General features: G+C 54.5%; 8 protein-coding genes. 4 read left to right on the top strand and 4 right to left on the bottom strand.

Annotated elements, in window-relative coordinates:
• Positions 1-262: 262 nt before the first annotated feature.
• The 3 genes from fabD to plsX all read right to left on the bottom strand — a co-directional run bounded on the left by fabD (position 263) and on the right by plsX (position 3,306).
• The gene (gene fabD, locus R6U67_RS18155; RefSeq protein WP_410253850.1) at positions 263-1,159 is read right to left on the bottom strand and encodes an ACP S-malonyltransferase; all 897 of its coding nucleotides are present in this window, start codon (positions 1,157-1,159) and stop codon (positions 263-265) included.
• 46 nt (positions 1,160-1,205) lie between these two features.
• Positions 1,206-2,210 carry a beta-ketoacyl-ACP synthase III gene (locus tag R6U67_RS18150; protein ID WP_410253849.1) on the bottom strand — a complete coding sequence of 335 codons (1,005 nt, stop codon included), beginning with the start codon at positions 2,208-2,210 and terminating at the stop codon, positions 1,206-1,208.
• A gap of 82 nt (positions 2,211-2,292) precedes the next feature.
• Positions 2,293-3,306 carry a phosphate acyltransferase PlsX gene (gene plsX, locus R6U67_RS18145; RefSeq protein ID WP_410253848.1) on the bottom strand — a complete coding sequence of 338 codons (1,014 nt, stop codon included), beginning with the start codon at positions 3,304-3,306 and terminating at the stop codon, positions 2,293-2,295.
• A 339-nt stretch (positions 3,307-3,645) separates the two neighbouring features.
• On the opposite strand from plsX, the gene R6U67_RS18140 reads away from it, so the two are divergent.
• Entirely contained in the window at positions 3,646-5,037 is a 1,392-nt protein-coding gene (locus R6U67_RS18140; RefSeq protein WP_410253847.1) for a D-alanyl-D-alanine carboxypeptidase, read from the top strand.
• Here R6U67_RS18140 and R6U67_RS18135 read toward each other — a convergent pair.
• Positions 4,994-6,316 carry a peptidylprolyl isomerase gene (locus R6U67_RS18135; RefSeq protein ID WP_410253846.1) on the bottom strand — a complete coding sequence of 441 codons (1,323 nt, stop codon included), beginning with the start codon at positions 6,314-6,316 and terminating at the stop codon, positions 4,994-4,996. The genes R6U67_RS18140 and R6U67_RS18135 overlap by 44 nt on opposite strands.
• A gap of 492 nt (positions 6,317-6,808) precedes the next feature.
• On the opposite strand from R6U67_RS18135, the gene R6U67_RS18130 reads away from it, so the two are divergent.
• The 3 genes from R6U67_RS18130 to R6U67_RS18120 all read left to right on the top strand — a co-directional run.
• Complete coding sequence (locus R6U67_RS18130; protein ID WP_410253845.1) at positions 6,809-8,959, top strand: polyribonucleotide nucleotidyltransferase; 2,151 nt, start codon at positions 6,809-6,811, stop codon at positions 8,957-8,959.
• 249 nt (positions 8,960-9,208) lie between these two features.
• Positions 9,209-10,483, top strand: a complete 1,275-nt coding sequence (locus tag R6U67_RS18125; protein ID WP_410253844.1) for a serpin family protein — start codon at positions 9,209-9,211, stop codon at positions 10,481-10,483.
• A 369-nt stretch (positions 10,484-10,852) separates the two neighbouring features.
• Positions 10,853-11,046 (top strand): hypothetical protein (locus R6U67_RS18120; RefSeq protein WP_410253843.1); only part of this gene is annotated, 194 nt, incomplete at its 3' end.

The following is an 11,046-nucleotide window of genomic DNA, read 5'->3' as shown; positions in this document are numbered from 1 at the left end:
GTGATATAACGCTAAGTTGTAGCCAGGTTCGCGGTTTTGGATCATGGGGGAAGGGGGGAAGGGGAGAAGGCAAGAGGCAAGAGGCAAGAGGCAAGAGAAGGGAACAGGGAACAGGGAACAGGGAACAGGGGGGGAAGGCAAGAGGCAAGAGGCAAGAGGCAAGAGGCAAGAGGGGAGAGGAAAAGAACATCGGATAACCCACCTCTTTCCTGGGAAGATCTGGGGTGGGTTTCCTTGTTGATACGACGTTGAACAACGGGGATTACGCCGAGGGTTCGGCTAGGGTATCTAACTCGGCTACAGTTCCCACATTGAGACAGTTTAACCCTTTGACGGTGCGCCCCACTAACCCAGATAAGACTTTCCCCGGTCCGACTTCTAGCACCTGTTCAATGCCCAACTCCGGTAAACTCAGGACAATTTCTCGCCAACGTACAGAACCGGTCATTTGTTGCTGTAGGCGAGTTTTCAGCGTAGCGGCGGCGGTTTCTGGGCTGGGATCGACATTCGAGAGAACGGGAATCGTCGCGGCGTTAAAATCGATGGGTTCGAGAAGGGTTTGGAACTCAGCGGCGGCCGGTTCCATCAGCGGTGAGTGGAAGGCCCCGGAAACATCGAGGGGAACGCTGCGACGAACTTTCACCTGGGAGAGAACTTGCGCGATCGCCGCCTCGGTTCCTGAAATCACCACCTGGAGAGGACTGTTGTCGTTCGCCAGAACCACTCCCTCAGTTTGGGCGATCGCCGCTTCGAGTTGGTCGCGATCGAATTTCATTAAGGCCGCCATCTGGCCCTCGCTGGCCTGACTCATCAATTCGCCACGACGTTTGACGAGGTTTAACCCGGTTTCAAAGTCCAAGACTCCGGCGGCGTAGAGGGCGACATATTCCCCTAAACTATGACCGGCGACAACCTGGGGTTCGGCGACTCGGCGATCGCGCAACAGATCCACCAAGGCGCATTCCACGGTATAGAGACAAGGTTGGGTATAGCGCGTTTCCGAGAGATTTTCCCCGGTTTCGCAGGTTTGCACCACTGACCACCCCAAAATGGTCTCAGCCTGCTGAAATCTCGCCGCAGCTTCAGGGATGGCGGCTAAGTCAACCCCCATTCCCACGGTCTGCGATCCTTGTCCGGGAAACACCCAAGCGGTTTTCATAATTTCTGTTTTGGTATCAACGGTAACTTATGTTACGCCTCAAATGTTAGGTCTCAAAGCGTCCCCAACGGAACACCGCTGACCCCCAGGTTAACCCCGCCCCAAATCCGGAGGCGGCGATGGTGTCTCCGGGCTGGATTTGCTGCGATCGCACCGCCTCGTTCAAGGCCAAGGGAATCGAAGCCGCCGACGTGTTACCATAATTCGCTAAATTTGTCAAGACTTTTTCAGCGGGAATCTTGAGCCGCTTCGCCACCGCATCGAGAATCCGTTGATTGGCCTGATGAAGCAGTAACCAATCCACATCCTGCGTGGTCAACCCGGAGCGAAACAGGGCTTTTTCCACCGCTTCAGGGACCTTCTTGACGGCAAACTTATAGACTTCCGGGCCATTCATCGCGATGGAGCCATAGCCCCCCTGAGACACGGAAATCTCCGGGGTAATCGATTGCTCCTGAGGCTGATAAGCCAGAGTCAGACAGTTATTTTGAGAGCCATCCGATCGCATCTCGAACCCCAACAGGCGATCGCCCGACTCCCGCCGTTGCATCACCAGCGCCCCGGCCCCATCACCGAAGAGAACACAAGTGCGGCGATCGTGCCAATCCACCCAACGGGATAACACATCAGCCCCAATCACCAACACATTGCGATAGACCCCCGTCCGCAGAAACTGGGCCGCCGTCACCATCGAAAACAAAAACCCCGAACAGGCCGCCGTCAAATCAAACGCCACCGCCTGGGGAGCATTCAACTGATGTTGCACCCAACTGGCCGTTCCAAACAAATCATCAGCCGTGGAGGTGGCCAACACCAACAAATCCAACTCAGACGGCTCTAATCCTGCCATGGACAGAGCCTGACGGCCAGCCGCCGCCGCCAACTCTCCCAACGACTGGGAGGGATTGGCCAGATGACGTTCACCAATGCCCGTACGGGAGCGAATCCACTCATCAGAGGTATCCACCACCTGCATCAATGTCTCATTGTCCAAAACCGTCTCGGGCGCCACCCCACCACAGCCGGTTAATTCAAGTCCCAAAATTGTCATAAGTTTTGCCGGATTATCCGTCTTCTATTAGCCTTCTAGCCGCGTCGCTCACCCGATTGGGGAGTTGGGGGGCAGCATGGCGCTATTGTTCCACCAAATGCTTCTCCTGAATGCGTTCAATCACCCGGTTATCCACCGCCTCTTTCGCCAAACGCACCGCATTAAAAATCGTCATGGCGTGAGAACTTCCATGGCCAATCACACAAACCCCGGCCACCCCCAGCAGCAAACCGCCACCATGTTCAACATAATCAATCCGTTGCTTGAGGCGCTTGAGATTGGGCATCACATGAACTAAATCCCGTTCATCGAGACCCTGTAATAACTCATCCTGACAGAGTTGCAACAGGATATTGCCGACGGCTTCAGCAAACTTAAGGAGAACATTGCCCACAAAGCCATCACAGACAATGACATCAAACTCCCCGGACAACACATCTCGTCCTTCAGCATTGCCCACAAAGGGAATCCGGGGATTCTTCTGCAATAACTCATAGGTTCGCACGGCTAAATCATTGCCCTTACAGGCTTCTTCGCCGATATTGAGCAGTCCCACCCGAGGCTCATCCCGCCCCAGGACATACTGACTATAAATCGTGCCTAACAGAGCAAACTGTTCCAAGAACTTAGGACGACAATCTACGATCGCCCCCACATCCAGAATTAACACCGACTTATCGGGATTCATCGTCGGGAACACAGCACCAATGGCGGGGCGATCAATCCCGGACAAACGCCCTAACCGTAACAAGGCCGCCGCCATCGACGCCCCTGAATGTCCCGCCGAGACCACGCCATCAGCCTGGCCCTGTTTCACCAAATTCATCGCCACGTTAATCGAGGCCTTGGGTTTGCGTTTAATCCCCGTCAACGCCTCCTCGTGCATTTCCACCGCTCCCTCGGAGGCGATGATCTGAACCTCCTCAGGATTGCGCTCTTGCCGTTGTAACGACGCTTCAAGGGCTGCCGGATCGCCGACAAGCAGCACCTCTACCCCTAATTCATCCTGCGCCCGCAATGCCCCGGCCACAATCTCATCCGGGGCATAGTCGCCGCCCATCGCGTCCACTGCAATCCTTGCCCTGTTCAATGCCATCGATCGAATCTTGTATAAGCCTTCCAAATTCTACCAGACGACATCTCCCCGCCAAGCCACCCGAGACAAGAAAAAGGCTAAATGCAAGGGCAGTTCAGGCTTGAGAGTGGGTTGACAGTTGCCAGTTGAGCGTTGAGAGTTGGGAGTTGAGAGTTGACCTCCCCAGACAGCCAGATATAGAAATCGAAGATTACCTCTTGTTTTCTTCTTCCCCATTCCCTGTTCCCTATTCCCTGTTCCCTTCTCTTGCCTATTGCCTTCTTCTCCCCTGTTCCCTGTTCCCTGTTCCCTGTTCCCTATTCCCTATTCCCTGTTCCCTATTCCCTGTTCCCTATTCTTATGTTGAGTTTACTGAGTTCGGGGGCTTTAGCCCTCTGGTTAGACGCGATGGGCCTGATTCCGCCTGAGTCTCAGGTCAGTATTCCCCTCTTTGATGCCCCCGGACTGGTGCTAGAGATGGATGGGGATGAAGAGGCAGAGTTTCTCGTCGATCGCTATCTGACGGATTTAGACGGCCAGGGGATCTCTCGCCAACGTCAGGGAATTTGGCTGCAAGTTGGACCCGAGAAACTGGCAGGTCACCAAGGTACAATTCCTCGTTCGGCGGCATCAGTCACGAAAACAGCCACCACGCTGGTGGCCTTGCAAACCTGGGATTGGCAACGACGCTGGCTGACAGAGATTAGTGCCACTGGCCCCCTGGTGGATGGGGTGTTGCAGGGGGATTTACTGATTCGCGGCGGCGGGGATATGCTCTGGGTTTGGTCCGAAGCGATCGCCGTAGCGGTAGTCCTACAAGAGTTGGGGATTGAGGCCGTCGCCGGAGATCTGATTCTCGAAGATCAGCCCTGGTTGAATTTTGAGCAAGATGCTAACGAAGTGGGTGAGGGATTTATCGACAGTTTTGATGCTCGCCGTTGGACTCCCCCCATCGAACGAGCCTATGGGAGATTGGCGGCGGGAACCCCGAAACCTCAACTTGAGATTCGGGGCGATATTCGCGTTCTCGGGGAGGGAACCGAGGACATCTCAGAAGACAGCCCCGCTCAACCTCTAACAGAACCCCCCAGCCGACGTATTCCGCTGTTGCGCCAGCATTCCCTACCGCTGATCTCGGTGTTGAAAGTCATGAACGTCTATAGCAACAATGTGATTGCCGATGCGTTGGCCGAGGAACTCGGCGGGGGGGCTGAGGTGGCCCGACGAGCAGCCCGGTTGGCGGGGGTTCCCGAGGCGGAAATCGAGTTAGTGAATGGGTCAGGATTGGGCCAGGAGAACCGCATCTCGCCCCGAGCGGCGGTGGCTCTGTTGTCGGGGATTCACCGGCGTTTGGCGGGGGGAGGGTTAACTCTGGCCGATGTGTTGCCGGTGTTTGGTCAAGATGGGGGAACGATGGACGAGCGGGCCATGCCGAAAGGAGCGACGGTGAAAACGGGGACGCTCTGGAATGTGAGCGCCCTGGTGGGGGCTGTGCCGACCCGCGATCGCGGGTTGGTCTGGTTTGCCCTTCTCAATGGGGGCGATGCCTATACGCTACCGTTCCGCCGTCAACAAGATCAGTTTTTGCGTGATCTCCAGGCGCAATGGGGGACGGTGGGACAACCGCGATCGCTGACGACGAGTTATCCCAGTCCTCGCTTTGGCGATCGCGATCGCATCGAGGTCATCGCCGACCCCGCCTTTGCCCCTAACCAATCAGTAGGCCCATATCCCCCGAAGGAACAACCATAGCGGCAGCCTGGACGGCTTCTGGGGTACTGTTGAGGATGCGGCCTTGGAAATCGTTATTTTCTAGTTGAATCAGCACGTCAGACCCCGTCGGCAGGAAGCGCACGGTGGCGGGGTTGGTCTCGGCCGCCAAGACAATGCGATCGCCCTCGGCGGGGTTAAAGTCGGTAACCACATCAGCGAGATTCGGATCGCCACGACCGATGTTAGTGTTACCTCGGAGGACAAACTGATCGGGTCCGGGGCCGCCAGTGAGGGTATCCTGGTCGCGATCGCCGATTAACACATCAATGCCAGCACCCCCGATGAGAACATCATTCCCTTGACCCCCTCGCAGCACATTATTACCACCGCCAGCGGTGAGGGTATCGTTGCCTAAATTACCATGCAGAATATCGTTGCCGATGCCACCATTGAGGATATCCTCGCCCTGGCCACCGCGAATTAGGTTATTACCGGCTTCCCCGGTGAGGGTATCGTTGCCCTGGTTGCCATAAAGCACATCGTCAATGGCAGAACCGATAAAGGTATCATTGCCCCCTAAGCCAACAAAGCCAGAAGGATTGGCTTGACTGAGTTCGGGAGTCAGAGTTAGGACATCATCGCCATCACCCAAAACTTGGAACCCTAGGGGTAGACTCGCTCGTTCGAGGCGGTTGAAAAAGAAGTTGAGAAAGTTGACTTCCATAAACGCCGATTGGCGCGAAGGAAGAATCCCCTCGACGAAGCGGGCCGCCTGAATGCGATCGCCCTCATCAATACCGTCCATCACCGACAAGCCATCGGTAATGTTGCCAAACACGGCATAATTGCCATCGAGGAAATTGGAATTGTCCAGATTGAAGTAAAACTGAGACGAGGCGGAGTTGGGATCTTGGGAACGGGCCATAGCAATGGTGCCGCGATTGTTGCGTAACACTGGCGGAACCGTAATCCCCGCATCACGAAAGAGGGTTCCAATCACCGGTTCGGCGGCCCCCTCGGGTTTGATTTCTAGGGGAATGGTGCGAGTTTCCCCGGTAGCGGGATCGGTGAATCCTTCCCGGCCTAAGCGATTGGTGGGAAAATTAGGATCACGACTCTTGGGATCTCCGGCTTGGGCCACAAAATCGTCAACCACCCGGTGAAAGGTGATGTCGTCATAGAAGCGGCGGGAGACCAAATCGGCAAAGTTTCCCGCCGTGATGGGGGCATTATTGCCATCAAGGGCGATGGTAATGGGTTGTCCATCGACCACCATCACGACGGTAGCTGAACCGGATAGAGGGGCGGCGTTACTCATGGTTTGACTGGGTTTCCCTGAACGAAATGGGTTAACAGTGAACAGTTTTATTATCTAGCAACAGCCGACGCGATCGCCCCTTGGGGAGTTCCAAAGGTCCCGGCGGCGGACTGGGCGATCAGACCCCAGGATAAAGAAACCCTGGCACTTCCAGATTACTGAGGTATACTGGGAACGGCATGGATTTCCCAAGTGCAATCCTGGTCATCACCCGCCCCAAGTCACCGAAATCGGTGACAGACATGAGTTCTCTCGACGGCTAACCCCAGCATTTGGGCGCTAAGGCGTGGCGTAGTTCGGACTAGCAACCGAATGAGAGTTGAGACGCTCAGACCTTGGCTTTCGTCAAGTTGTGGCAGGTATCACGATGATCACAGATGATTGGGTGAATCGGAGGTTAGGACTCGCTACCCGTGAGTTTTTCGGGCGGATGGTCTCCTCAACCAACGATGATCCCCAGAAGAAGAAGAAGAACTAATATTAGAGTGCTGCATGAAAGCAATGGAAAAGTCAATATCCTTTGATGGACGGGATATTAGACTCAAGGTTGGAACCCTCGCTCCACAAGCCGGAGGCTCCGTCGTCATCGAGTTGGGCGATACCTCGGTTCTCGTCACCGCAACCCGTTCAACGGGTCGAGAAGGCATTGACTTCTTGCCCCTACTCGTTGATTACGAAGAACGGCTCTACGCCGGGGGAAAAATTCCCGGTGGGTTCTTGCGTCGGGAGGGTCGTCCCCCCGAGAAAGTGACGCTAACCTGTCGTCTAATTGACCGTCCCATGCGTCCCCTGTTCCCACAATGGTTACGGGACGATATTCAGATTGTTGCTACCACCTTATCGATGGATGAGTTGGTTCCCCCGGATGTTTTGGCCGTCACGGGAGCCTCCATGGCCACGATGTTAGCCAAGATTCCTTTTAAGGGTCCGATGGCGGCGGTTCGTGTCGGCTTGGTGGGAGATGATTTCATTCTCAACCCCTCCTTTGAAGAGATTCGCCTCGGAGACCTCGATCTCGTGGTGGCGGGAACTCATAATGGTGTGGTCATGGTGGAAGCCGGGGCCAATCAGCTCCCGGAACAAGACATTATCGAAGCCATCGATTTTGGCTATGAAGGGGCCTTAGAGCTAATTCGTCACCAGGAAGCCTTGATGAAGGACTTGGGTGTTGAGTTAGTCGAAGAAGAGCCGCCGGTGGTCGATGACAAGTTGGAAATCTACATCCGCGAGGCCGCTGAGGAACCGGTGAAGAAGGTTCTCAGTAATTTTGAGAATACCAAGAGCAGCCGCGATGAGGCCCTCGATGAGGTCAAGGCGGAAATTGCGCAGAAAATTGAGCAACTCCCCGAAGATGACCCGCTACGCCTGGCGGTGACGGACGATGCCAAGTCTCTCGGTAAGGTGTTTAAGGGCGTCACGAAGCAGTTAATGCGCGCTCAGATTGTTGAGGACAAGGTCCGGGTTGATGGCCGTAAACTCGATGAGGTGCGTCCCATTTCCTGTCAGGTGGGTTTGGTTCCTCGCCGGGTTCACGGAAGTGCCTTGTTTAACCGAGGCTTGACTCAGGTGTTGTCGTTGGCCACTTTAGGCTCCCCAGGAGATGCTCAGGAACTCGATGACCTGCATCCTCAGGAGCAGAAACGCTATCTGCACCATTACAATTTTCCCCCCTATTCTGTGGGCGAAACGCGGCCGATGCGATCGCCCGGTCGTCGGGAAATTGGTCACGGGGCCTTAGCCGAACGCGCTTTGATTCCGGTGTTACCGCCGAAAGAAAGTTTCCCCTACGTGATTCGCGTCGTCTCTGAGGTCTTGTCCTCCAATGGCTCGACCTCGATGGGATCGGTCTGTGGCTCGACCCTCTCGCTGATGCACGCTGGGGTTCCCCTCAGTAAGCCGGTCAGCGGTGCGGCTATGGGACTGATTAAGGAAGGAGACGAAGTTCGCATTCTCACGGATATTCAAGGAATTGAAGACTTCCTGGGGGATATGGACTTTAAGGTCGCTGGAACCGATACGGGGATTACGGCCTTGCAGATGGACATGAAAATCACGGGACTTCCGGTGAAGGTTGTGGCCGATGCGGTCAAACAGGCTCTTCCGGCTCGGCTGCATATCCTCAGCAAGATGCTTGAGGCCATTGACCAGCCGAATCCTGAGTTGTCTCCCTTTGCGCCTCGTCTGTATAGCCTCAAGATTGATCCTGACCTGATTGGTTTGGTGATTGGCCCTGGTGGGAAAACCATTAAGGGGATTACGGAAGAAACGGGCTGTAAAATCGACATCGACAATGATGGTACGGTGACGATTTCGGGTCTTGATGGTGAGAAGGCCATGCGCGCTCGCGCCATTATTCAAGGGATGACGCGCAAGATTCAAACCGGCGAGGTCTTCCTCGGTCGTGTCACCCGGATTATCCCCATTGGTGCCTTTGTCGAAATTGCACCCGGAAAGGAAGGGATGGTGCATATCTCGCAAGTTGCGGATTATCGCATTGGCAAGGTCGAAGATGAGTTGTCGGTGGGTGATGAAGTGGTGGTTAAGGTACGCGATATTGACAACAAGAATCGCATTAACTTAACTCGCCTCGGTATTGACCCGGATGATGACGCGGCGGCCCGTGAGGCCGGTATTATCGGCTAGGGATTCCCTGAAGCTGCGATATCGATATCAACCTTGATCTCTTAATTTCCCCCAGTTGACGACTGATGCAGGTCGTTGGCTGGGGGATTTGTTTGGGGTGAGTTTGGCGAGTTCTGGGTAGGGCAAGTTACGGTAGGAAAGGCGGTGACTGCCCGGAATCTTCGCTGCGATCGCTGAACCCTAGGGTAGTCACGGTAAACGGGTGCGACGGAATACCTGTGATCGCTTATCTTCGCGTTTGGCTCAATAATGATTCATCACCACGGTTTTGGACGGCTTCTGGGAAGGCTACTTCCCCTTGTGACGGCGTTAACGATACCGCTGTCGGGTTCGTTGCCGATGTTGGGTTGGTCTCGGGTGGCGATGGCCCAGTCGCCGCGATCGGAGTCTGAGTTTCGGGAGGCTCAGATGGAGGCTCAGATGGAGGCTCAGATGGAGTTAGGGTTCGCGGTGTTTCAACAATTACGGCAAACTCAGGGGAATGAGAATTTGTTGTTGTCGCCGTTGAGTTTGTCGATCGCCCTAGGGATGCTCTATGGGGGCGCTGAGGGGGCGACGGAGGAGGCTATGGCTCGCTGGTTGGGGGCGGAGTCGGTTGAGGGGTTGGACGGCTCTTATGAGCAGATTTTGGACAGTTTGGGGGAGTTGTCGGGGGATGTGGAGTTGGCGATCGCCAATTCGATTTGGAGTGGGGGGGAGGGGTCTCTCTCGTCTGAGTTTGTCGACTCCCGTCAGCGGTACTATCAGGCGCAGATGCAGGCGGTGGATTTCAGTGAGCCATCTCAGGCGTTAGGCCAGATTCATCGTTGGATTTCTCAACAGACTCAAGGACGCATTGCTGAGATTTTATCGACTCAAGATCTTAATGAAACGACGGTGGCGGTGGTGTTAAATGCGCTTTATTTTTCGGGGGATTGGACGAGTTCCTTTCCCAGTGAAAATACGGAGATACGACCGTTTACACGACAAGATGACTCTCAGGTCTATGTGCCGATGATGCAGCAACAGTTGCCACTGGTTCGGGGTTATCAAAACAGTCTTTTTCGTGCTATTGAGTTGCCCTATGGGGAGAGTGAACGATTCGGAATGTATGTGTTTATTCCTCAGGAAGATGTGTCGTTAGAGGCGTTTTATGAGCAACTGACGGCGGAGAATTGGCGGGATTGGCTACGTCGGTTTGAGTGGAATGAGGCGGGGGCTACAGTAGTTTTACCTAAATTTCATCTTTCAACTGAGGTGAATTTGCGTGAAAGTATGCAAGCGTTAGGGTTGACGGAAATTTTTGCACCTGGGGCCGACTTTTCGGGATTAACAAATGCGGCGTTTTGGGTGACCGTCATGCGACAACAACTCTATCTGGAGGTGACGGAGGCGGGGACTGAAGCGGCGGCGGTGACTGGGATTGGGGGGACGCGATCGGCGGCGTTTTCTATCGTCGGCGATCGGCCCTTCGTCTTCGCCATCCGCGACAACGAGACAGGACTACTGCTGTTTTTAGGTAGTGTTGTCGACCCCAGTTTGTGACCCTAACTCATCTGCCAACCCCCATCCGGATGATTTTGATAAAGTTTTTGTGAAGTTTTGATGAAGTTTTACGGAGTTGGGTCGAGTGATCCGGGCAACCCCCGGCACGGCCTTAATTTTAGAGCTTGGACGGTCGGAGAAACCTCCCCTCAAAAAAGCTCAAAATGTAAACTTATGTGACAATAATCGAGGATCTCCGTAAAACTCGCCGAGATAAACCGACAGATTAAAATGGCCTTTTTTAAAAATCGGTCATTTTGGCAAGTGCTTCATCGCAGCTTTAAAAACAGCGGAAAAAAATTGCAGTAGAGTGGTGACATCTCTCGAACGTCATCAGTTTCACCCCTTGCTCTAGGAGCATCTACCGTCATGTTTTTATCCAACTTCGCTTCTTGGCTCACCGGTCGCGTCAAAGAAGAACGCCACAAACAAGAGCAACTCGAAGACTTGGCCCAAACCTTCATCCTAGAGCCGATTTACACTCCCAGCGGCTTCCTTGACGGTGGTGACGATGCGGATGGCGCTGACTTAACTCCCGTCGGTGACCCTGGCGAGGATATGAG

The sequence above is a fragment of the Sodalinema sp. genome, from assembly GCF_046483825.1.
In the GTDB taxonomy this organism is placed as follows: domain Bacteria; phylum Cyanobacteriota; class Cyanobacteriia; order Cyanobacteriales; family Geitlerinemataceae; genus Sodalinema.
Note: the sequence above shows the minus strand (reverse complement) of the source record. Positions and strands in the feature narration are given on the sequence as shown.

What these genes read in the sequence shown, in the direction of transcription:
- R6U67_RS18125 (WP_410253844.1), top strand. Translation starts at nt 9,209, where the DNA reads ATGATTCATCACCACGGTTTTGGACGGCTTCTGGGAAGGCTACTTCCC.
- R6U67_RS18135 (WP_410253846.1), bottom strand. Translation starts at nt 6,316, where the DNA reads ATGAGTAACGCCGCCCCTCTATCCGGTTCAGCTACCGTCGTGATGGTG.
- R6U67_RS18150 (WP_410253849.1), bottom strand. Translation starts at nt 2,210, where the DNA reads ATGACAATTTTGGGACTTGAATTAACCGGCTGTGGTGGGGTGGCGCCC.
- fabD (WP_410253850.1), bottom strand. Translation starts at nt 1,159, where the DNA reads ATGAAAACCGCTTGGGTGTTTCCCGGACAAGGATCGCAGACCGTGGGA.
- plsX (WP_410253848.1), bottom strand. Translation starts at nt 3,306, where the DNA reads ATGGCATTGAACAGGGCAAGGATTGCAGTGGACGCGATGGGCGGCGAC.
- R6U67_RS18140 (WP_410253847.1), top strand. Translation starts at nt 3,646, where the DNA reads ATGTTGAGTTTACTGAGTTCGGGGGCTTTAGCCCTCTGGTTAGACGCG.
- R6U67_RS18130 (WP_410253845.1), top strand. Translation starts at nt 6,809, where the DNA reads ATGAAAGCAATGGAAAAGTCAATATCCTTTGATGGACGGGATATTAGA.